The sequence below is a fragment of the Kineococcus aurantiacus genome, from assembly GCF_013409345.1.
Taxonomy (GTDB): Bacteria; Actinomycetota; Actinomycetes; order Actinomycetales; family Kineococcaceae; genus Kineococcus; species Kineococcus aurantiacus.
In genome coordinates this window covers 2,868,829-2,889,495 of record NZ_JACCBB010000001.1, presented here as the reverse complement: position 1 = coordinate 2,889,495, position 20,667 = coordinate 2,868,829, and the positions used below count along the sequence as shown (strand labels likewise).

The window sequence follows — 20,667 nt, the reverse complement described above, 5'->3', positions numbered from 1 at the left end:
ACGACAAGTGGGTACGCTCACCGGGTGAGCCACCCCGCCCTCGCCGTGACCGTCGACCTCGTCGTCCTGACCGTGCGCGCGGGCGCGCTGCACGTCCTGCTCGTCGAACGCGGCGAGGAACCGTTCCTGGGCCGCTGGGCGCTGCCGGGCGGGTTCGTGCGACCGGACGAGGACCTGCCGGGCGCCGCGGCCCGGGAGCTGGCGGAGGAGACCGGGCTGCCCCGCGGGCTCGTCCACCTCGAGCAGGTCGCGACCTACGGGGCACCCGGCCGCGACCCCCGCCAGCGCGTCGTGACCGTCTGCTACCTGGCGCTGGCCCCCGACCTGCCCGTCCCCCGCGCCGGCACCGACGCCGCGGACGCGCGCTGGACCCCCGTCGCCGACCTGCCCGACCTCGCCTTCGACCACGAGGACCTCCTGGCCGACGCCGTCGAGCGGGCCCGGGCCAAGCTGGAGTACACCCCCCTCGCGACGGCGTTCTGCCCGGCCGAGTTCACCGTCGCCGAGCTGCGCCGCGTCTACGAGGCCGTCTGGGGCACCGCGCTGGACCCGCGGAACTTCCACCGCAAGGTGACCGGCGCGGCGGGTTTCCTCGAACCCACCGGCACCACGACCACGCGCGACGGCGGCCGCCCCGCCGGGCTGTTCCGCCGCGGGCCGGCCACGACCCTGCACCCGCCGCTGCTGCGCTGAACCCCTGGGCGCTGAACCCCTGGGCACCGCGCGCGCCCGGCACTAGGGTCGGTCGACGTGCCGGTCTACCCCGCCCTCGCCGCGGCGGGGTTCCGCCGGTGGTCGACGTACCGGGCGGCCACGGCCGCGGGAGCCCTGACGAACTCGGTCTTCGGCGCCCTCAAGGCCGCGGTCCTCACCGGGACCGTCGGCACGGCCGGCACCGTCGCCGGGTACGACGCCGCCCAGGCCGCCACGTTCGCCTGGGTCACCCAGGCCCTGCTGGCCCCCGTGAGCGTCTTCGCCGACGACGAGGTGGCCCGCCGCGTGCGGACCGGCGACATCGCCTTCGACCTGGCCCGGCCGGTCGACCCGCAACTGGCGGCGTGGGCCACCGACCTGGGCCGGGCGGCGTACACCCTCCTGCCCCGCGGGCTCCCGCCGCTGCTGGCCGGCCTGCTGCTGACCGGGCTCGCCCTGCCGGCCACCCCGGCCCCGTACGCGCTGGGCGCGGTGGGCACCGCGCTCGGCGTCTCGGTCTCGTTCGCGGCGCGCTGGCTGGTGAACCTCACGGCGTTCTGGCTCACCGAGGTCCGCGGGGTCCTGCTGCTCTACACCGTGCTGGCGACCCTGCTGACGGGGCTCACCCTCCCCGTCGCGTGGTTCCCGGGGTGGTTGCAGGCCCTGGCCGCGGCGACGCCCTTCCCCTCGATGCTGCAGACCCCCGTCGACCTGCTCCTGGCCCGCGCGACGGGCGCGGACGCGCTGCGGCTGGTCGCGACCCAGCTCGGCTGGCTGGCGGCCCTGCTCCTGGGCGGGCGGGTCCTGCTGGCCGCGGGGGCGCGCCGGCTGGTGGTGCAGGGTGGCTGAGAGCACCCTCGCCGCCTACCGCGCGGTCCTGGGCTCGCGCGTCCGGTCCCAGGTGGCCTACCGGGCGTCCTTCGCGGCCGACCTCCTCGCCAACGTCGGCACCGGGGTCAGCGAGTTCGCGACGATCTACGTCGTGTTCTCCCGCGCCACCACCCTCGGCGGTCTCGACGTCTGGCAGGCCTGCCTGGTGTTCGCGCTGGCCAACGTGACGTTCGCCCTCGCCGACCTCCTGCTCGGGCACGTCGACGACCTGCCCACCGCGATCCGCACGGGCACCCTCGACGCGCTCCTGCTGCGCCCCCTGCCCGTGCTGGCCCAGCTCACCACCTCCGACGTGTCGCTCAAGCGCCTGGGCCGGGTCGCGATCGGGGTCGTCGTGCTGGTGGTGGCGTGGCCGCACACCGGGGTCGCGCTGGACGCGCGGGCGCTGGCGCTGCTGGCCGGGGCGCTGTGCGGGGGCACCGCCGTCTTCGGCGCCGTCTTCGTCGTCGCCGGGGCCCTGCAGTTCTGGCTGCTCGACGGCCGGGAAGCCGTGAACAGCATCACCTACGGCGGCGTGACCGCCGCGCAGTACCCGGCCTCGCTGTACTCCGGGGCGCTGCGCTGGCTGTTCTGCTACCTCGTCCCGGCCGCGTTCGTGGCGTACCTGCCGGTGCTGGCGCTGCTGGGCGAACCGGGCCCGGCGGGTCTGCCGGCCTGGCTGGGCTGGTTCTGCCCCGTCGCGGCGGCGGTGGCGTGGGGCGTCGCGCTGCTGCTGTGGCGCGCCGGGGTGCGGCACTACACGGGCAGCGGTTCGTGAACGCGCTGGAGGTGCACGACCTCGTGCGCGAGTACGTGGTGCGGGAGGAGTCCGGCAGCCGGTTCCGCCGCCGGCGCACGGTGGTCCGCGCCGTCGACGGCCTGTCGCTGCGCGTCGCGCCGGGCGAGTCGGTGGGTTTCCTCGGCGCCAACGGGGCCGGGAAGTCGACGACCGTGAAACTCCTCACGGGCATCCTCGTCCCCACCAGCGGGACCGTCCGCACGTGCGGCCTGGACCCCGTGGCCCGCCGCCGCGACCTCGCCCGCCGCATCGGCGTCGTCTTCGGCCAGCGCAGCCAGTTGTGGTGGGACCTGCCGCTGCGCGAGTCGTTCCGGCTGCTCGCCGCGATCCACCGCCTGCCGCGGTCGGTGTGGGAACCCCGGCTGCGCGAGCTCGACGAGCGCCTCGACCTCGGCCGGTTCCTCGCGACCCCCGTGCGCCAGCTGTCGCTGGGGCAGCGGATGCGCGGGGAGGTGGCCGCGGCGCTGCTGCACTCCCCCGAACTCCTGCTGCTCGACGAGCCGACGATCGGCCTGGACGTCCTGTCCAGCGAACGGCTGCGGCGTTTCCTGGACGCCGAACGGGCCGAGCGCGGCACGACGCTGCTGCTGACGACCCACGACACCGGGGACGTGCAGCGGCTGTGCGACCGGGTGCTCGTCGTCGACCGCGGCCGCGCCGCCTACGACGGGGACCTGCCGGGGCTGGTCCGCCGGGTCGGCGCCCGGCGGATCCTCGTGGTGGACCTGCGCGCGCCGGTGACCCCGCGCACGGTCCCGGGCGCCGAACTGCTGGGGGTCGAGGAGGGCGGGCTGCGGTTGCGGTACGCGTTCTCGGCGCAGGAGACCACGGCCGCGCAGGTCCTGGCGCAGGTCGCGCAGGACGCCGACGTCCGCGACCTGTCGGTCGAGGAACCCGACATCGCCGACGTCCTGCGCACGCTGTACGCGACGTCGGGCTGAGGCCCGCGCCCCCGGTCCTCGCCCCGGTCCTCGCCCCGGTCCTCGCCCCGGCGGCGGGTTCGGTGGTGGGTTCTGCGAGGAGCCGGTCCGCGAGCCCCGCGGTCGCTACCCTCGGGGAGGTGATCACCCTCGAGCCGGCCATCCGCGACTACGACTGGGGCACCGACGGCGGGATCTCCCGCCTGCTGGGCCGGGAACCCGCGGGGGGCCCGGAGGCGGAACTGTGGATCGGCACCCACCCGGGTTTCCCGACACCCACCGCCGACGGCCGCACGGTGGCCGACGTCGTGGCCGCCGACCCCGCGGGCGTGCTGGGCGCCGAGACCGCGGGCCGCGGCGGGACCCGGCTGCCGTTCCTGCTGAAGGTGCTGTCCGCCGGCCGGCCGCTGTCGGTGCAGGTGCACCCGAGCCCGGAACAGGCGCGCGCCGGTTTCGCGGACGAGGAGACGCGCGGCGTGCCGCTGGGCGCCCCGCACCGCAACTACGTCGACGACCAGCCCAAACCCGAGATGATGGTCGCGGTGACCCCGATGCGGGCCCTGGCGGGTTTCCGCGACCCGGCGGCGGTGCGCGCGGACCTGCACCGGCTGCTGGGGGCGCCCGGCGGGGGGACGTCGGCGGAGCTGGACGCGCTGCTCGCCGGGCCGGACCCCGCGGCGACGCTGCGCGGGGCGCTGCGCCTGCTGCTGTCCGGGGGCGAACCGGCCGCGGGGTTCGTCACGCGGCTGGTGGCGGCGGCGCGGGCCGCCGACGCGGACGACACCACCGCCGGGGTCGTCCGGCTGCTGGCCGAGCACCACCCCGCCGACCCGGGGATCGCGGTGGGGGCCCTGCTCAACCACGTCGACCTCGCCCCCGGGCAGGCCGTGTTCCTGGGGGCCGGGACGCCGCACGCCTACCTGCAGGGCACCGGCGTGGAGGTCATGTCGGCCTCCGACAACGTGCTGCGCGGGGGCCTGACGAGCAAGCACGTCGACGTCGAGGAGCTGCTGCGGATCGTCGACCCGGTCGTCAGCGCACCGCACCGCGTCGCGCCGGAGGAGACCGCCGCGGGCAGCCGGGTGTTCCGCACACCCGTGCCGGACTTCGCGCTGCAGCGGCTGGAGGGCGGACCGGGCGCGGAACTGGCCGTGGAGCAGAACGGGCCGGTGCTGCTGCTGGTCCTGGCCGGTTCCGCGCTCGTGACGTCGGGCCCGGGGGACGCCGAGGAACTGCGGCGCGGGGGCAGCCTGCTGGTGGGCGCGGCCGAGGGCCCGGCGCGGCTGCGGGCCGGCGACGACGGCGTCCTGGCCTTCGCGGCCACCGTGGGCCGGGCCGGCTGAGGCGCGCGTCCGCCCCCTGCCCGCGCCGGCGGCGCGGGGAGGGGGCGGGTGAGGTGTCCCGCGGGGTCCTGCCGCGGGGTCCTGCTGCGGGGTCAGGCCGCGGCGTCGAGCCCGCGGAACCACTCCAGGCAGCGTTCCAGCGCCGGGCGCGGGTCCAGGGCGTACCCGCCGTCGCCGAACAGCTCGAACGTCGCCCACCCCGGGTACCCCGCGGCCGTCAGCGCGGCCACGACGTCCGCCAGCGGCAGGTCCCCCTCGCCGGGCACGAGGTGCCCGGCGGGGGTGCCGTCGACGAGGTGGACGTGGCGCACGCCGCCGGTCCCGACGCCGAACGCCCGCAGGTAGTCCTGCACCCCCTCCCCCGCGCACGCCATCGCCACGGTGTCCAGGGCGACCCCGAGGGACGGTTCCCCGACGTCGTCGAGCGCGGCGCGCAGGTCGGCGGTGGTGCGCACGAGGTTGGTCTCGCGCCGTTGCAGCGGTTCCAGGACGCACTCCAGCCCGAGTCCGGCGGCGTGGGCGACCACTTCGCGCAGCGACCGGACCGACCGGGCCCGGGCCGGCTCGACCGGTTCGTCCTCGTAGCCGCGCCCGGAGGTGAGGAACAGCAGGTCGCTGCCGAGGTCGGCGGCGATGTCGGCGGCGCGCCGGAACAGCGCCACGCTGCGCCGGCGCAGGCCCTCGTCGCCGGAGGCGAGGTTCACCGGGTACACGACCTGCTCGGGGGTCAGGCACCGCACCCGCAGGCCGTGCCGGTCCAGTTCCGCGCGCAGCGCGGCGACGTCCGCGGCGGTGGCGGTGTCGACCTGCAGGTGCGGCGCGATCCCCCACAGCTCCAGGTCCCGCAGGCCCAGCTCGGCCGCGTCGGCGCAGAACCGCGCGAAGGTGGTGTGCTGGTAGCTGAAGTTCGAGCCGGTGATCCGCAGCCGGGTGCCGGTGGCCGTGGGGCTCACTTGCCCACCCCGTCGGCCAGGCCGCGGATGAACCAGCGCTGGCCGCCGAAGAAGAGCAGCACCATGGGCAGCGCGGCGATGGCCATGCCGGCGAAGACGACGGGGTAGTCGGTCCCGTGCCGGGCCATGAGGTTCGTCAGGCCGACGGGCAGCGTCTGGGTGCCGGCCCCGCTGGTGAAGATCATCGCGAACAGGTACTCGTTCCACGCGAACAGCACGTGCAGGATCACCACCGAGGCCATGATCGGCTTGCACAGCGGCAGGACGATCCGCCAGAACGTGTACCCGGGTCCGGCCCCGTCGATGCTGGCGGCCTCGTCGATCTCACGGGGGATCTCGACCATGTAGGCGCGGATGAGGAACGTCGTGAACGGGATGCGGAACGCGGTGTAGAGGATGACCAGCGCCCAGACGCTGTTGTAGAGCCCGAGGCGCTGGAACAGCTGGACCAGCGGGATGAGGGCGACGGTGGGGGCCAGCATGAGCCCGGCCAGGACCACCGCGGTGAGCGGGCCCTCCAGCGGGACCCGCAGCCGGGTCAGGCCGTAGGCCGCCCAGGCGCTGAGCAGCGCGGTGCTCAGCGTCGAGACGATCGTGACGAAGACGCTGGTCGCCAGGTAGCTGCTGACGCCGCGGTCCCAGGCGGCGGCGAAGTTCCCCAGCCCCCACTGGTGGGGCAGGGCGAAGGGGTTGGCGAACAGCTCGGCGTTGGTCTTGAACCCGTTGAGCACCATCCACAGCAGCGGGTAGACGACCACGACGGCCAGGGACAGCAGCAGCCCCCACAGGCACACCCGGGCCAGGTAGCGGGTTCCGGTCGCGGTCATCACCACTCCACTCTGCGCCGGCGGCCCAGCGCCAGCTGCGCCAGCGCGACGAGGAACGTCACGAAGAACACCACGACGGCGATCGCCGCCGCGTACCCGAAGTCGTTCTGCACGAAACCGCTCTGGTACAGCCACGTCCCGAGGACCTGCGAGGAGTTGTCGGGTCCGCCGGAGGTCATGACCATGACCTCGTTGAACACCTGGAAGGCGCCGGAGATCGTGACGATCACCATGAGCGAGGTCATCTCCCCCACCAGGGGGGCGGTGATCTGCAGGAAGCGGCGCACGGGACCGACCCCGTCGAGGGCCGCGGCCTCCATGATCTCCGGGGGGATGCGCTGGATGGCCAGCGCGAACAGCAGCGTGCTGTAGCCGAAACCCTGCCACTGGCTCATGGCGATGACCGCGTAGACGGCGGTGCCGCTGTCGCCCAGCCAGGCGTGCTCCAGCCCGTCCAGGCCCAGGCCCCCGAGGGCGGCGTTGAGCAGGCCGAGGTTCGGTTCGTAGAGGAAGTAGAACAGCAGGCCCGCGACCGTGATGGAGATGGCCGAGGGGATGAAGTAGACCGCGCGCAGCGCCCGGCGCCACCGGTCGCTGCGCAGGCTCTCGACGAGCGCGGCCAGCAGCAGGGCCCCGAAGACCTGCACCACGACCGAGACGACGGCGTAGGCGATGTTGTTGCGCAGCGACCGCCAGAACACCGGGTCGCCGGCCATCTTCCGGTAGTTGTCGCCGCCGGCGAAGGAGAACGTGCCGCTGAAGATGTCCCACCTCAGGAAGCTGAACCCGAGGTTCTGCACCAGCGGCAGGTAGACGAAGACCGCCAGGACGACCAGGGCCGGCAGCACCCACACCAGGCCCAGGGCCCGGCGCGCCGTCCCGGTCCGGGCCCGGGCGGCGGTGGGCAGCGGCGGACGCCCGACGGGGGCGCGGCCGGCCGGCGCGCGGGAGGAGGTGTCGTGGGCCACCGGCTCAGCCCTTCGCCGCGGCGGAGGCCTTCTGCACGCCGGCGAGGACCTCCTGCGGTGTCCGGTCGCCGTTGACGAGCGCCTCACCCCCGGCGAGCCACGCGCTGGCCACGTCGGGGACGGTGATGGTGTCCAGCCAGGGGATCACGGCGCTGGCCTCGTCGAGCTCCTGGACGGAGGCGGCGACGGCGGGGCTGGAGGTGCCCGCGGCGCCCACGACGGCGCTGGGCTGCCCGTACGGCGGGGCCGAGAGGACCTTGCCGTTCTCCTGGCTGGTGACGAACTTCATGAAGTCCACCGCGAGGGCGGCGTTCTTCGACCGGGCGTTGACGAAGTACCCCTCGGGGGCGCCCTCGATCGCCTCCGGGTCGCCGGCGGCGCCCTCGGGGACGGGCAGGGGGAAGAACCCGAAACCGTCGCGGGCCAGCGGGGTGCCCTCGGCTGCGGTCCCGTCGAACTCGATGATCTCCTGGTAGTACATGGCGGCGTGGCCGTCGGACTGCTGCTGCTTGGCGGTCGTGTAGAGGACGCCGTTGGACTGCGCGCCGGTGCTCGTGCACCGCTGGACGAGCTGGACGAACTGCTCCATGGACTTCACGTAGCCGGGGTCGGTCCAGGTGGCGGTGGCCGGGTCGAAGTCGGCTTCCAGCGTCGCGGTGGGGACGTTGTAGGCGAACAGCTGCTGCAGGTAGTGCAGGCCGGGCCAGCCGTCCTTGTTGCCGAAGGCGATGGGTTCCAGCCCGGCGGCCTGGATCGTGCCGCAGTCGGACAGCAGTTCCTCGAACGTCGCGGGCACGTCCAGCCCGAGGTCGGCGAAGACCTTCTCGTTGTAGCCCATGAACTTGGCGTCGGTGTAGAGCGGGATGCCGTAGTACTTCCCGTCCTGCGCGAAGGCGTCGAGCATCGGCTTGCTGAAGGTCGAACCCCACTCGGTGCCGGGCCCGAGGACGGGGGTGAGGTCGGCGGCCAGGCCGGCGCGGGTGAAGTTGTCCGCCCAGTTGCCCGTCCACGTGAAGTAGATGTCGGGCAGCGCCTGGGAGGCGACCAGCGTCTTGGTCTTGTCCTTGACGCTCTGGTCGGTCTCCTGGATGAGCTTCACGTCGACGTCGGGGTGCTGCTGCTCGTACGCGGCGGCGAGGTCGGTGAAGTAGGGCGCGAGCTCGGCCTGGCCGAACTTGGTGAGGATGCTCAGCTCACCGGAGTAGGTGGGGGACGCGGTGACGTCGGCCACCGCGCCGGTGCCGGACCCCCCGCCCCCGCAGGCGGCGAGGCCGAGGACGGCGGTGAGACCGGCCGCCACGAGCGCGCGGCGCGTGTTTCCGGGCATGGTTGACCTCCTGGTCGTGTCGGGGTGACGAGCGCTGAGGTGCTGCCGGGCGGTCGGGGGCGGCGCCGACGACGGTGTCGACGGCCCCCGGGCGGTGCTCCTGCGTGCGGGTGGTGCGGGTCGTGCGGTGGTGGGTCCTCAGACGGCGGGGGTGCGGCCGGGTTCGTCGGGGGCCGGGACCGCCTCGGGGGTGGGCATGAGGTGGGTCAGGGCCCGGGTGAGGGGGTCGACCCGGCGGTCGTGCCGTTCCAGGGCGTTGCGGCGCACGATGGCGGCCCGCACGACCTGCGCGCCGAGGAAGCGGACGGGTTCGCGGACCACCGGGACGGGCGGGGCCCCGACGAGGCGGCTGCGGCCCCACTCGTCGTCGGTCCCCAGCAGGACCGAGGCCAGGATCCGGGAGACGACCGGCAGCTGGGCCAGCGCGGTGCCGTTCCAGCCGACGCAGTAGTGCACGTCGGGGCGGTCGGTGAGGGTCCCCAGGACCGGGACGTGGGTGGCGACGCAGTCGATGGCGCCCACCCAGTCGTAGGCGATGGGGACGTCGGCCAGCGAGGGGTACAGCCGGTGCAGCTCGGCGACGGCGCTGGCCGCCAGCGGGGGGTTGCGGTTGGTGCGGGCGCCGAGGCGGCCGGCGAAGACGGGGTTCCCGGTGCCCTGCCCGAGCAGCACGCGCCCGTCCACGGTGCGCTGGAAGTACAGCACCTGGCGCTGGGAGTCGCAGATGGACGCCCCGCTCTTCCAGCCCAGGGCGTCGAGGCGGTCCGGGATCGGGACGGTGACGACGACCTGGCTCTCCACGGAGTACATGAAGCGGTTGATCTCGGGGATGGCCCCGGCCCAGGCGTTGGTGGCGAGCAGGACCTTCTCGGCGCGGACGCTGCCGCCGGGGGTCCGCAGCACCGGCCGCGGACCGGACCCGATCTCGGTGACGGGCGTGCGCTCGTGGATGCGCACACCCCGGGCGAGCAGGAGGTCGCGCAGCCCGCGCACGAGCTTGCCGGGGTGCAGGCTCCCGGCGCGTTCCTCCACCACGCCCTGGTACGACGTGGCCGTCCCGGTGCGGGCCAGCATCCCGTCGGCGTCCAGCTCGGTGTAGACGTCGAGGCCGGCGGCGCGGCTGCGGGCCAGGGCGTCGGCCCAGGCCCCCTCCTGGGCCCGGGAGCTGGCGCCCCAGATCCAGCCGTCCAGCCGCAGGTCCATGTCCAGGCCGCCGTCCTGCAGGGCGGCGAGCTCCTCGATCGCCTCCACCGAGGCGCGGGCCAGCCGGACCGCCTCGCGGGGCCCGACGACGGCTTCGAGGCGGTCCAGGCTCTCGCACCAGCTGTGGACCTGGCCGCCGTTGCGGCCCGAGGCCCCGGCGCCGCAGAACTCGGCCTCCAGCACGACGACGTCCGCGTCGGGCTGGGCCTGGACGATGCGGTAGGCCGTCCACAGGCCGGTCAGCCCCCCGCCGACGACGGCGACGCGGGCGGTGGTGTCCCCGCGCAGGGCGGGCAGCTCGTCACCCCGCTCGGGGACGGTGGTGTCGAGCCAGTAGGAACGGTCCTGGGGGGAGGCGGGGACGGGGGTCGGCAGCCTCAGCGCGGTGCGTGCGGACATGGGACCTCTCTCGGGGGGTGGTCGCCGGCCGGGGCCGGCGCGCTGGCCCCTGCGTCGCTCAGCGGCGCAGGACGTTGAAGGTGAAGGCGTCACCGCGGTGGTAGTCCTCGGCGAGCAGGACCCGGCGGCCGGTCGTGGTGATGGCGGTCTCGGTGATGAGCAGCCACGGGCCGAAACCGTCGAGGTGGTACTGGGTGCGCACCTGCTCGGGCAGCTCGACGGCCTGCAGGCGGGCGGCCGAGGAGACGGGCAGGTGCCCCTGGATGGCGAGCAGCTCGGTGAGCGAGCCGGTCCAGTCCACGTGGCGGACGGGGCCGGGGATGCAGAAGGCCGGGATGGTGTCGACGCTGTAGATGAGGGGGTCGTCCCCGTCCGAGCGCAGCCGCTCGAGGCGGACGACCCGTTCGCCCTCGGCCAGGCCGAGGGCCTCGACCGCCTCGGGCGAGGGGTCGGTCTCGGTGACCGACAGCACCATGGTGCGGCTGCTGCGCCCCAGGCTGGCCAGCATCTGGGTGGCGGACTCGAACCGGGTGATGGGCCGGTCCACGCTGAGGCTGCCGAGGGAGGACAGGAACCGTCCCCGGCCGCGCTCGGCCTGGACCAGCCCCTCCTGCTCCAGCAGCTTCAGCGCTTCCCGGACGCTGCTGCGCCCGACGTCCCACAGGCGGGAGATCTCCGCCTCGCTGGGCAGCCGGTCCCCCGGCTTGAACCCCTGCGCCCGCAGCAGGTCCATGAGCTGGTCGCGCACGATGCTGGGCAGCGGCCGCTTGTCGGGCATGGTGGTCCCCTCCTCCGTCGAGGGGAGCGACGCTACTGAACCCACCGGGACGAGCCCGACGAGCGGCACCTGCGGAGTCTCCCGCGGGAGCGCGGCGAGCGCCGCGGTGAGCGGGGCGCTCGGGCGGGTGCCGGGCACGCTGGCCTCCGGGGTCGGGTGGTCGGAACGGTCGGTGGTCGGGTCTCAGTAGTCCAGGCGCCGGTAGTAGCGGCGGGTGGTGAGCGGGTGGTCGCGCAGCACCTCCAGGTGGGCGCTGAGCCGTTCCAGGGCCGTGGCCAGCAGGACCGGGGAGACGAGCGCGCGCACGGCGGCGGAGGTGCCGGGCAGCTCGAAGTCGGCGGTGTCCAGCACCAGCAGCTTCTCGGTGTGGTCGGGGACGAACTTCTCCACGCGCTCGGCCAGCGGGCGGGTCTCGTCCTCGCCCTTGAGGACGACGACGCTGACGCCGGCCTCGACGAGTTCGAGGGTGCCGTGGAAGAAGTCGGAGGCGTGCACCGGGCGGGTCCGGATCCACTGCATCTCCTCCAGGATGCACATGCCGTAGTAGTACGCCTCGGGCCAGGCCGACCCGGCCGCGGTGATGACGTGGTACGGCTCGTCCTTGATGGTGCGGGCGATCTCCGCGGCGCGGGACTCGAACGCGCGCTTGACCTCGACGAGCTGGGCGGGCAGCGCCTCCAGCTCGGCGACCGTCTGCGGGTAGGCGTCGTGCTCCCCGCGCAGGTGCATGACGGACAGGGCGATGAGCAGGGTCTGCAGGTAGTACGACTCGCTGGAGGTGTCGTCCTCGGCGAAGTTCGTGAAGTTCACGTCGGCCAGCTGCGCCATCGGGGTGTCGGCGTGCCCGGTGAGGGTGAGGACGCGGGCGCCCTTGGCGCGGCAGAACTCCAGCGCCTCGACGGCCTCCTTCGTGGTGCCCGACAGCGAGGGCATGACGACGAGGGACTGCGGCCCGAGGTGCACGTTGTCGCGCACCACGAGCTCGGCGGCCATGTCCAGGTGGACGGGGAAGGTCGAGGTGGTCTGCAGCAGGCGCGCGGCCGGGTGGGTCAGCAGGGTGACCCCGCCGGCGCCGAGGAAGAACAGGTTCTGCGCGCCGGCCTCCAGCGCGTCGGCCACGGCCCGGTGCAGCTGCCCGGCGAGCCCGACGGCGCCGGACTGGATGCGCACGAAGCGCTCTTCGTCGAAGTTCAGCATGGTTCCACTCCCTGGGTGGTGGGTCCCGCCGGCCCGGAGGGGCGGCGGTCGTCGGGGTCCCGGCGCGGCGCCGGGAAGGTCACGAGGGGTCCTGCGGCCAGCCCGCGAGGTGGCCGCACGTGGCGGCGGCCCACTGCGAGCCGGTGCGCAGGGCGGTGGGCACGTCGTGCCCGTCCACCCGCGCGGCGATGAAGCCGGCGATGAAGGAGTCACCGGCCCCGGTGGTGTCGACGACGTCGGCGGCGGTGGCGTCCTGCCACCACTCCCGCTGCCCGTCGGTGGCGTAGGCGCCGGCGGCCCCGCAGGTGGCGACGGCCAGCCGGGCCCCGCCGGCGAGGGCCTCCCGGGCGGCGGCCGGCGCCCGGGAGCGGTCGTCGCCGACGGACAGGAAGGCGACCTCCAGCCCGTCGTGGCCGGGGCTGACGGCGCAGTCCTGGCTGAGGCGCACCGGGCCGCGGGCGCGCAGGGCGTCGCGGACCTGCTGCGCCGCAGCGGTCATGCCGAGGTGCACCCAGTCGCAGCGGGCGAGCAGGTCCAGTTCGGCCTCGGCGGGGACGAAGCGGGCGGTGACGCCGAAGTCCTCGCGGGCGAAGGAGCGCTCGCCGTCGGCGGCGACCTCCACCAGCGTCACGGCCGTCTCGCCGGGATCGGTGCGCAGACCGGTCACGCCCACGCCCTGGGCCTCGACGGCCGCGCGGACGACCTGCCCGTCGGGGTCGTCGGCGACGGCGCCGGAGTAGTGCACGGGCCGCCCGTGCCGGTGCAGCTGCACCGCGACGTTCAGCGCGTTGCCGCCGACGAAGGTCCGCTCGACCTCGCCGACGTAGCGGTCGATGGTGTTGTCACCGATGACCCCGATCACCCGGCACCTCCCATCAGACTTTGCAGCAACTTGTCTGACAAAAGAATGTCCAAGCAGACAACTGCTGTCAACGGTTTCGTCGCACGCTGTTCGTACGACTTCCGCTCAGCCGACGGGTTCCTCCGCCGTCACCGCGCGCAGCACCTCGGTCAGCGCCCGCACCGTCGCCCGGCCCGCGTCCGCGCGGTGGCGCACCAGCACGATCCGGCGCTCGACGACGTCGTCCAGCTCCAGCACCCGCACCGGCTCCGTCCCCAGCCGCCGCATGAGCGGGGTCACCGGGGTGACCCCCAGCCCGCGGCCGGCCAGCAGCAGCGCCGCCGACGTGTCCGTCACCTCGTGCAGCACGTCGGGTTCGAAACCCGCCGACCGGCACGCGTTGCGCACCGCCGCCCCGAACGGCGTGCAGGCCGGCGTGAGGATCCACGGCCACCGCGCCGCCGCGGACAGCGTGGTGCGTCCCGGCCCGGGAACCTCCGGCGACACCGCCAGCGCGAACCGCTCGGTGAGCAGCGGCACGAGTTCGGTCTCGGGCCGCCGCGGCATCGGTGCGTCGGGGTACTCCACGCCGAACGCGACGTCGACCTCCCCGCGCCGCACCGCCGCCGCGGTGTCGTCCACGTCGACCTCCCGGCTCGTCAGCCGCAACCCGGGGTGGACCTGCGCCGACCGCAGGACCAGCGGCGCGAGCAACGTCGCCGCGGTGCTGCCGAAGACCCCGATGCGCAACTGACCCCGGACCTCGGTGCGCGCCGCCCGCGCCGCGGCCAGCGCCGCCTCCTCCGCGCGCAGCACGGCCACGGCCTCCTCGGCCAGCACCCGCCCCACGTCCGTCAACCGGACCCCCCGGCCCGAACGGACCGTCAGCGGGTGCCCCACCACGGATTCCAGCCGCGCGATCTGCTGCGAGACAGCGCCTGCGGTGTACCCGGTGTCCTCGGCGACCGCCGCGATGCTGCCCCGCCGGGCCAGTTCCACCAGCGCCCGCAACCCCACGCGACCCAGCTCGTCCATGCAGGGAACCTAACGGTTCGACCGCAGAACCCGTCGCTTGTCCGGTGGGCCCGCGGGCGGCACGGTGAACCCACCGAACCACCGGACCGGGAGGAGAACCGTGACCACGACGCACGGAGGGGTACCCCGCGCGACCGGCACCGGGAACGTCGAACGCGCCGCGGTCGTCGTCATCGGCGGCGGCATCCTCGGCGTCGCCGTGGCGGACGCGCTGGCGCGGGCGGGGACGACCGACGTGGTCGTGCTCGAACGCGACGACCTCGCCGCCGGTTCCTCCGGCAAACCCCTCGGCGGGGTGCGGGCCGTGTTCTCCGACCCCGCCAACGTGGAACTGGCCCGCCGCAGCCTGGAGTCCTACCGGGCCCTCGCCCGCGGCGAGGGGCACGGACCGGGGCGCGGGCGAGGGCCCGACGTCGGCCTGCGCGAGGTCGGGTACCTGTTCGCCCTGCGCGACGCCGCCGACGTCGAGCGCCACGCCGCCGGCGCCGGCGTGCAGAACGCCCTGGGCGTCCCCACCCGGCTCGTCGACCCCGCCGAGGCCGTCCGCCGCTGCCCCTACCTCGACCCCACCGGGCTGCTGGCCGCGGTGTGGTCCCCCGACGCCGGGTTCGCCCGGCCGCGGGCCGTCGTCCACGCCCTGGCGCGACGGGCGCGCGCGGCCGGGGTGCGCTTCCGCACCGGCGCCGAGGTCGTCGCCGTGGAGGAGGGACCCGCCGGGCAGGCGCGCGTGAGGTTGTCTGACAACTCGGCCGTGCTGGCGCCCGCCGTCGTCTGCGCGGCCGGCGCGTGGTCCGGCGCGCTCGCCGCCCTGGCCGGGGTGGACCTGCCCGTCGTGCCCCGCCGCCGCCAGGTCGCCTTCGCCCCGCCCTCCCCCGCGCGCCCGCACGCGGTGCCCTTCACCATCGACCAGTCCAGCACCGCCTACTTCCACGGCAGCGAGGACGGCGGCCTGCTGCTGGGCTGGGCCGACCCCGCGGAACCGGCAGGTTTCGACCGCGAGGTCGACACCGCCTGGCACACCGGGCTGCGCGCGGTCCTGCGCCGGGTCGCCCCCGCCCTGGCCGACGTCCCCCTCGAACGCGGGTGGGCCGGGCTGTACGAGGAGACCCCCGACCGCAACGCCCTCATCGGGGAAGCCACCGGCACGCCCTTCCGCTTCCTGTACGCCACCGGCTTCTCCGGCCACGGGTTCCTCCAGGCGCCCGCCGCGGCCGAGTGCGTGCGGGACCTGCTGCTGGGCCGCACCCCCGCCCTCGACGTCGGCGCCTTCAGCGCCGACCGCTTCGCCGCGCCCGTCCGGCGCACCGAGGTGGCCATCGTCTGACCGCGCCCCGTCCGCCGCCGCACCCGCCCCACCCGAGGAGACCCCGTGAGCACCACCACCGAGCCCACCACCGCATCGACCACCGGACCCACCACCGAGCTGCGCACCGACCCGCGCGCCGTCGCCCGCGCCGCGCTGCGCGCCTGCGGCGTGGACCCCGACCGGCCGGCGCCCCCCGCCACCTCCCCCACCACCGGCGGGGCTGCCTTCGACGTCGTCAGCCCCCTCGACGGGCAGGTCGTCGCGACGGTGCCCGCGGCCGGTGCCGCCGACGTCGAGGCCGCGGTCGCCGCCGCCCACGAGACGTGGCTGCGCTGGCGCACCGTCCCGGCCCCCGTCCGCGGGCGCCTGGTCCGCCGGCTGGGCGACCTGCTCACCGAGCACCGCGAACCCCTCGCCGACCTCATCGGCGTCGAGGTCGGCAAGATCCGCTCCGAGGCGCTGGGTGAGGTGCAGGAGATGGTCGACGTCTGCGACCTCGCCGTGGGCCTGTCCCGGCAGCTGGAGGGCCGGACCCTGCCCTCCGAGCGCCCCGAGCACCGGCTGAGCGAGACCTGGCACCCCGTCGGCGTCGTCGGGGTCATCTCGGCGTTCAACTTCCCCGCCGCCGTCTGGGCCTGGAACGCGGCGCTGGCCCTGGTCTGCGGCGACACCGTCGTGTGGAAACCCTCCGAGCGCACCCCGCTCGTCGCGCTCGCCGCCTCCGCGCTGCTGGAACGGGCCGCGGCCGAGCTGGGGATGCCCGCGGGCCTGAACCGAACCGTCGTCGCCGACGCCACCGGGGCGGCCCCCCTCGTCGACAGCCCCCTGGTCCCGGTCCTGTCCGCGACCGGCTCCGAGCGCCTCGGCCGCGAGATCGCCCCGCGGGTCGCGGCCCGTTTCGGGCGCGCGATCCTCGAGCTCGGCGGCAACAACGCCGCGATCGTCACCCCCAGCGCCGACCTCGACCTCGCGGTGCGCGGCATCGTGTTCGCCGCGGCCGGGACCGCCGGCCAGCGCTGCACCACGCTGCGGCGGCTCATCGTCCACGAGTCCGTCGCCGACGAGCTGCTGGCCCGGCTGAGCACCGTCTACTCCGGCCTGCGCGTGGGTGACCCCTTCGACCCGGCCACCCTCGTCGGCCCGCTGTTCTCCGCCGCGACCCACGACGCGATGCGCGCCGCCGTCGACGAGGCCGTCGCCGGGGGCGGGTCGGTCGTGGTCGGCGGCGAGCGGGTCGCGGTCGGGCCGCAGCGGGCGCACTACGTGCGGCCGGCGGTCGTGGAGGTCCCCGCCCAGCTCGACGTCGTGCGCCGCGAGACGTTCGCCCCCGTGCTGTACGTGCTGCGCTACCGCGAGTTCGAGGAGGCCCTCGCCCTCAACAACGACGTGCCGCAGGGGCTGTCGTCGGCGGTGTTCACCCGCGACCAGCGAGAGGCGGAGCTGTTCACCTCCGTCGTCGGGTCCGACTGCGGCATCGCCAACGTCAACATCGGCACTTCCGGCGCCGAGATCGGCGGCGCGTTCGGCGGGGAGAAGTCCACCGGCGGCGGGCGCGAGGCCGGGTCGGACTCCTGGCGCGCCTACATGCGCCGGGCCACCACCACCGTGAACTTCTCCCGCGACCTGCCGCTGGCGCAGGGCGTCGACTTCGGTTCGGGCGCAGCGTGATCGCCGACGACTTCAGCCACGTCGACGAGTGGGGGCCCGAGAAGGTCGTCACCGTCGCCGAACCCCGCAGCGGGATGCGCGGGGTCCTGGTCATCGACAACACCGCCCGCGGCATGGGCAAGGGCGGTACGCGCATGGCCCCGGACCTCACGGTCTCGGAGGTGGGACGGCTGGCGCGGGTCATGACCTGGAAGTGGGCCGCGGTCGACCTCGGCTTCGGCGGCGCCAAGGCCGGGATCCGCTGGGACCCGGCCTCCCCGGACAAGGAGCTGCACCTGCGCCGGTTCGTGCGGGCCCTGGCCAACGAGGTGCCCTCGGAGTACGTCGTCGGCCTCGACATGGGGCTCGGTGAGGACGACGCGGCCGTCGTGCAGGACGAGCTGCGCGACCGCGGCGCCGCGGTCGGCAGCCCCCGCGAGACCGGCGGCGTTCCCTACGACCAGTGGGGCGTCACCGGCCACGGCGTCGCCGGGGCCGCCGCCGCGGCGCTGGCCTGGACCGGCGGTGCCGTCGCCGGGTCCCGCGTCGTGGTCCAGGGTTTCGGGGCCGTGGGCCGGGCCGCCGCCCGCCGCCTGGACGCCCTGGGCGCGCAGGTCGTCGCGGTCTCCACGGCCGCCGGGGCCGTGCACCGCCCCGACGGCCTCGACGTGCCCGCGCTGCTGGCCGCCGCCGCGCACGGCGACGGCCTGGTCCACCACGTCGCCCGCGACGTGCCCGGCGCGCGGCTGCTGCCCGCCGGGGCGGAACTGCTGCTGGACACCGACGTCCTCGTGCCCGCCGCGCGCCAGGACGTCCTGGACGCGCAGCTGGCCGCGGGGGTGCGGGCCCGCGTCGTCGTCGAGGGCGCGAACCTGCCCGCCGACGCGGCGGCGCTGCGGGTGCTGCACGAGCGGGGCGTCGTCGTGGTCCCCGACTTCATCGCCAACGCCGGCGGGGTGGTGGCCGCGGCGTTCGCGATGGACGCGCGGTACTCGGTGTTCCCCGTCGAGGAGCAGCGGGTCCTCGACGCGGTCGCGGACCGGTTGTCCCGCAACACCGTGGACGTCCTGGACGCCGCCCGGCGGGCCGGGGAACCCCCGCACGCGGCCGCGCGCCGCCTCGCCCAGGACCGGGTGCGCGCGGCGATGGACCGCAGCGGCCGTCCCGGGCGCGTCCACGTCCGTCTCTGAGCGAACCCCTGAGGAAGGAGCACCGATGGCGCACGTCCCGACCTGGGAACTGCGGGCCCGCTTCGCCCTGGCCCTGGCCGCCACCTACGGCCGCGAGGTCCCGGCCTACGAGGACCTCGTGGAGGTCTCCCGGGCCGTCAACGCCGACGTCGCCGCCCGGCGCGGCCGGTCGGCCGAGCGCCTGGGCAGCGTCGAGCGGGTCACCGCCGAGCGGCACGGCGCGATCCGGGTGGGCTCGGCCCGCGAGCTGGGGCAGGTGGCGCGGGTGTTCGCCGCGTTCGGCATGCACCCCGTCGGGTTCTACGACCTGCGCGACGCCTCCCGCAGCTCGGTCCCCGTGGTCTCGACGGCGTTCCGCCCCGTCGACCCGGAGGAGCTGGCGCGCAACCCGTTCCGCGTCTTCACCTCCGTGCTGGCCACCGACGACCGCCGGTTCTTCGACGACCCGACCCGCGAGCGGCTGGAACGGTTCCTCGCCGCCCGCCGGCTGTTCGGGGACGAGCTGCTGGACCTGGCCGACGCGGCCGCCACCGGCGGGGGTCTGGACGAGCCGGCCGCCGGGCGGCTGCTGACCCTGGCCGCGGCCGCGTTCGCGCTGTCCGGCGAACCGGTCGACAAGGCCTGGTACGAGCACCTGGAGACCGTCTCCTCCGTCGCCGCCGACATCGGCGGGGTCCCCTCCACCCACGTCAACCACCTGACGCCGCGGGTGCTGGACATCGACGACCTCTACGCGCGCATGCGGGCCCGGGGGATCGAGATGATCGACGAGATCCAGGGCCCCCCGGCCTGGGAGGGGCCCGACGTCCTGCTGCGGCAGACGTCGTTCCGGGCCCTGGCCGAGGACCGGGTGTTCCGGCTGCCCGACGGCCGCGTCGAGCGCGCCACCCTGCGCGTCCGGTTCGGGGAGGTGGAGCAGCGCGGCATCGCCCTGACCCGCCGTGGCCGGGACCTGTACGACGCGATGGTCGCCGAGGTGGACGCGCGCCGGGCCCGGCCGGGTGAGGTGCGCACCCGTGTCGAGGTGGCCCGGGAGGTGTGGCGGGAGAACCTGCCGGCGACCGAGCGCGAACTCCTCGCGCAGGGGCTGGGGTTCGCGACGTGGGCCGTCGGCGACCGCGCGGCGGGGACGGCCGACGCGGACCCGGGCACCCTGCTGCGCACCGGGGTGCTCGTGGCGGAACCGATCGTCTACGAGGACTTCCTGCCCCGCTCGGCGGCGGGCATCTTCCAGTCCAACCTCACCGACGAGGGCACCCGCGACGACGCCCGGGCGGGGGCGGTGTGGGACGCGGCCCGGCTCTCGGAGGCGATCGGCGCCCCCGTGCTGGACCCCTTCGACCTCTACGAGGCCCAGCAGGAGGAGTCGCTGCGGGCGGTGCGGCGTGAACTCGGTCGGCCGCTGGCCGCGGGGTGACGCCGCGGAGCCCGGCAGGGGTCAGAGGGCGCTCTTCAGCCGCCCCAGCACCGGGTTCCAGCCGACGACGCGGCGGGACCCGACGACCCGGCCGTCGAGGTGGAACGGGTCGGCGTCGAGCAGCGCCTCGACGGCCGCGGCGTCGGGGGCCTCGAAGAGCAGGAGGGCGCCGTCGTCGTCGGTGGGACCGGACAGGACGAGCTGCTCCAGGGACGCCAGGTACTCCCGGTGGGCCGGGCGCACGGCGTCCCGCGTCTGGGTGTCGGGCGTGTAGGCGTAGGTGGCGGCGAAGTACGGCATGCCCGGACGCTACCGGGCCGGCACCGGGAGCACCGCGGACCGCCGGGACGCGTCGAGGCGCGGCAGCACGAACCCCACGAGGGGGCCGATGCCGAACGCGAACACCACGGTCCCCACCCCGACGTCGCCGCCCATGAGCCACCCCAGCACGAGCGCCGAGACCTCCACCGCGCACCGGCACAGCCAGATCGGCCGGCCCGTCCGCGCGTGCAGGCCGGTCATCAGGCCGTCCCGCGGCCCGGGCCCGAGGCCGGCGCCGATGTAGACGCCGCTGGCGACGGCCAGCAGCACCATCCCGGCGGCGAACAGCGGGACCCGCACGGCGAGCAGCTCGGGGGCCGGGAGCAGGTCGACGGTCGCCTCGATGACCGTCCCCACGAGCAGGACGTTGAGCAGGGTCCCGATCCCCGGCTTCTGCCGCAACGGGATCCACAGCAGGAGGACCACGAGGCCGATGAGGTTGGTGAGCCAGCCGACGCCGGCGCCCGTCAGGTCGGCGAGCCCGGTGGCGAGCACCGACCAGGGCCCGACCCCGACGTGGGCGAGCACCATGAGGCCCTCGCCGACGCCGTACAGGACGAGGCCGACGAGGAGCTGGACGAGCCGGGCGACGGGCAGTGGACTTCTCACCCCAGGATTGGACCGCATCCAACA

At 75.3% G+C, this 20,667-nt stretch carries 20 protein-coding genes; 9 read left to right on the top strand and 11 right to left on the bottom strand.

Annotation, left to right across the window (positions count from 1 at the left end):
- The first annotated feature begins 24 nt into the window (after positions 1 to 24).
- The 5 genes from BJ968_RS13970 (at position 25) to manA (ending at position 4,625) form a co-directional block, all read left to right on the top strand.
- Positions 25 to 693: an NUDIX hydrolase gene (locus BJ968_RS13970; protein WP_343078023.1), complete on the top strand. Its 669-nt coding sequence runs from the start codon at positions 25 to 27 to the stop codon at positions 691 to 693.
- Positions 694 to 750: 57 nt separating this feature from the next.
- A complete protein-coding gene (locus BJ968_RS13965; protein WP_179752790.1) occupies positions 751 to 1,542 on the top strand; it encodes an ABC-2 family transporter protein in 792 nt (263 codons plus the stop codon).
- Positions 1,535 to 2,341: an ABC-2 family transporter protein gene (locus BJ968_RS13960; protein ID WP_179752788.1), complete on the top strand. Its 807-nt coding sequence runs from the start codon at positions 1,535 to 1,537 to the stop codon at positions 2,339 to 2,341. Before BJ968_RS13965 ends, BJ968_RS13960 begins: the two co-directional genes overlap by 8 nt.
- Positions 2,338 to 3,303, top strand: coding sequence for an ATP-binding cassette domain-containing protein (locus BJ968_RS13955; protein WP_179752786.1), 966 nt, complete (start codon positions 2,338 to 2,340; stop codon positions 3,301 to 3,303). The genes BJ968_RS13960 and BJ968_RS13955 overlap by 4 nt, the downstream gene beginning before the upstream one ends.
- A 119-nt stretch (positions 3,304 to 3,422) precedes the next feature.
- Positions 3,423 to 4,625: a mannose-6-phosphate isomerase, class I gene (manA, locus tag BJ968_RS13950; RefSeq protein WP_179752784.1), complete on the top strand. Its 1,203-nt coding sequence runs from the start codon at positions 3,423 to 3,425 to the stop codon at positions 4,623 to 4,625.
- Positions 4,626 to 4,717: 92 nt separating this feature from the next.
- On the opposite strand, the gene BJ968_RS13945 is transcribed toward manA, so the two are convergent.
- The 9 genes from BJ968_RS13945 to BJ968_RS13905 form a co-directional block, all read right to left on the bottom strand.
- Positions 4,718 to 5,578: a TIM barrel protein gene (locus BJ968_RS13945; protein ID WP_218885051.1), complete on the bottom strand. Its 861-nt coding sequence runs from the start codon at positions 5,576 to 5,578 to the stop codon at positions 4,718 to 4,720.
- Positions 5,575 to 6,405, bottom strand: a complete 831-nt coding sequence (locus BJ968_RS13940; RefSeq protein WP_179752782.1) for a carbohydrate ABC transporter permease — start codon at positions 6,403 to 6,405, stop codon at positions 5,575 to 5,577. Before BJ968_RS13940 ends, BJ968_RS13945 begins: the two co-directional genes overlap by 4 nt.
- Positions 6,405 to 7,373, bottom strand: a complete 969-nt coding sequence (locus BJ968_RS13935) for a carbohydrate ABC transporter permease (protein WP_218885050.1) — start codon at positions 7,371 to 7,373, stop codon at positions 6,405 to 6,407. The genes BJ968_RS13940 and BJ968_RS13935 overlap by 1 nt, the downstream gene beginning before the upstream one ends.
- Positions 7,374 to 7,377: 4 nt before the next feature.
- The gene (locus BJ968_RS13930) at positions 7,378 to 8,700 is read right to left on the bottom strand and encodes an ABC transporter substrate-binding protein (protein WP_179752779.1); all 1,323 of its coding nucleotides are present in this window, start codon (positions 8,698 to 8,700) and stop codon (positions 7,378 to 7,380) included.
- A gap of 138 nt (positions 8,701 to 8,838) precedes the next feature.
- Entirely contained in the window at positions 8,839 to 10,302 is a 1,464-nt protein-coding gene (locus BJ968_RS13925; protein WP_179752777.1) for an NAD(P)/FAD-dependent oxidoreductase, read from the bottom strand.
- 58 nt (positions 10,303 to 10,360) lie between these two features.
- Positions 10,361 to 11,080 carry a GntR family transcriptional regulator gene (locus BJ968_RS13920; RefSeq protein ID WP_218885049.1) on the bottom strand — a complete coding sequence of 240 codons (720 nt, stop codon included), beginning with the start codon at positions 11,078 to 11,080 and terminating at the stop codon, positions 10,361 to 10,363.
- 183 nt (positions 11,081 to 11,263) lie between these two features.
- A complete protein-coding gene (locus tag BJ968_RS13915; RefSeq protein ID WP_179752775.1) occupies positions 11,264 to 12,277 on the bottom strand; it encodes an SIS domain-containing protein in 1,014 nt (337 codons plus the stop codon).
- A gap of 79 nt (positions 12,278 to 12,356) precedes the next feature.
- Positions 12,357 to 13,139: a PfkB family carbohydrate kinase gene (locus tag BJ968_RS13910; RefSeq protein ID WP_179752773.1), complete on the bottom strand. Its 783-nt coding sequence runs from the start codon at positions 13,137 to 13,139 to the stop codon at positions 12,357 to 12,359.
- Between the two features lie 105 nt (positions 13,140 to 13,244).
- Positions 13,245 to 14,153 carry a LysR family transcriptional regulator gene (locus tag BJ968_RS13905; RefSeq protein ID WP_179752771.1) on the bottom strand — a complete coding sequence of 303 codons (909 nt, stop codon included), beginning with the start codon at positions 14,151 to 14,153 and terminating at the stop codon, positions 13,245 to 13,247.
- 100 nt (positions 14,154 to 14,253) lie between these two features.
- On the opposite strand from BJ968_RS13905, the gene BJ968_RS13900 reads away from it, so the two are divergent.
- The 4 genes from BJ968_RS13900 to hglS are packed head-to-tail and all read left to right on the top strand — an operon-like array spanning position 14,254 to position 19,713.
- Positions 14,254 to 15,477 carry an FAD-dependent oxidoreductase gene (locus BJ968_RS13900; protein ID WP_179752769.1) on the top strand — a complete coding sequence of 408 codons (1,224 nt, stop codon included), beginning with the start codon at positions 14,254 to 14,256 and terminating at the stop codon, positions 15,475 to 15,477.
- Positions 15,478 to 15,522: 45 nt separating this feature from the next.
- The gene (gene amaB / locus BJ968_RS13895; protein ID WP_218885048.1) at positions 15,523 to 17,127 is read left to right on the top strand and encodes an L-piperidine-6-carboxylate dehydrogenase; all 1,605 of its coding nucleotides are present in this window, start codon (positions 15,523 to 15,525) and stop codon (positions 17,125 to 17,127) included.
- Complete coding sequence (locus BJ968_RS13890; protein WP_179756693.1) at positions 17,127 to 18,296, top strand: Glu/Leu/Phe/Val dehydrogenase; 1,170 nt, start codon at positions 17,127 to 17,129, stop codon at positions 18,294 to 18,296. The genes amaB and BJ968_RS13890 overlap by 1 nt, the downstream gene beginning before the upstream one ends.
- Positions 18,297 to 18,321: 25 nt before the next feature.
- On the top strand, positions 18,322 to 19,713 hold the full coding sequence (gene hglS, locus BJ968_RS13885) for a 2-oxoadipate dioxygenase/decarboxylase (RefSeq protein WP_179752767.1): 1,392 nt from the start codon (positions 18,322 to 18,324) through the stop codon (positions 19,711 to 19,713).
- 21 nt (positions 19,714 to 19,734) lie between these two features.
- Here hglS and BJ968_RS13880 read toward each other — a convergent pair whose 3' ends face one another.
- Together BJ968_RS13880 and yczE are read right to left on the bottom strand one after the other, a co-directional pair.
- Entirely contained in the window at positions 19,735 to 20,013 is a 279-nt protein-coding gene (locus BJ968_RS13880; protein ID WP_179752765.1) for a YciI family protein, read from the bottom strand.
- A gap of 9 nt (positions 20,014 to 20,022) precedes the next feature.
- Positions 20,023 to 20,643, bottom strand: a complete 621-nt coding sequence (gene yczE / locus BJ968_RS13875) for a membrane protein YczE (RefSeq protein WP_179752763.1) — start codon at positions 20,641 to 20,643, stop codon at positions 20,023 to 20,025.
- Between the last annotated feature and the right edge of the window lie 24 nt (positions 20,644 to 20,667).

Excerpts from the sequence above, each read along its gene's own strand:
- BJ968_RS13930 (WP_179752779.1), bottom strand. The coding sequence starts at position 8,700 with ATGCCCGGAAACACGCGCCGCGCGCTCGTGGCGGCCGGTCTCACCGCC.
- BJ968_RS13920 (WP_218885049.1), bottom strand. The coding sequence starts at position 11,080 with ATGCCCGACAAGCGGCCGCTGCCCAGCATCGTGCGCGACCAGCTCATG.
- BJ968_RS13940 (WP_179752782.1), bottom strand. The coding sequence starts at position 6,405 with ATGACCGCGACCGGAACCCGCTACCTGGCCCGGGTGTGCCTGTGGGGG.
- BJ968_RS13905 (WP_179752771.1), bottom strand. The coding sequence starts at position 14,153 with ATGGACGAGCTGGGTCGCGTGGGGTTGCGGGCGCTGGTGGAACTGGCC.
- hglS (WP_179752767.1), top strand. The coding sequence starts at position 18,322 with ATGGCGCACGTCCCGACCTGGGAACTGCGGGCCCGCTTCGCCCTGGCC.
- BJ968_RS13880 (WP_179752765.1), bottom strand. The coding sequence starts at position 20,013 with ATGCCGTACTTCGCCGCCACCTACGCCTACACGCCCGACACCCAGACG.
- BJ968_RS13915 (WP_179752775.1), bottom strand. The coding sequence starts at position 12,277 with ATGCTGAACTTCGACGAAGAGCGCTTCGTGCGCATCCAGTCCGGCGCC.
- BJ968_RS13925 (WP_179752777.1), bottom strand. The coding sequence starts at position 10,302 with ATGTCCGCACGCACCGCGCTGAGGCTGCCGACCCCCGTCCCCGCCTCC.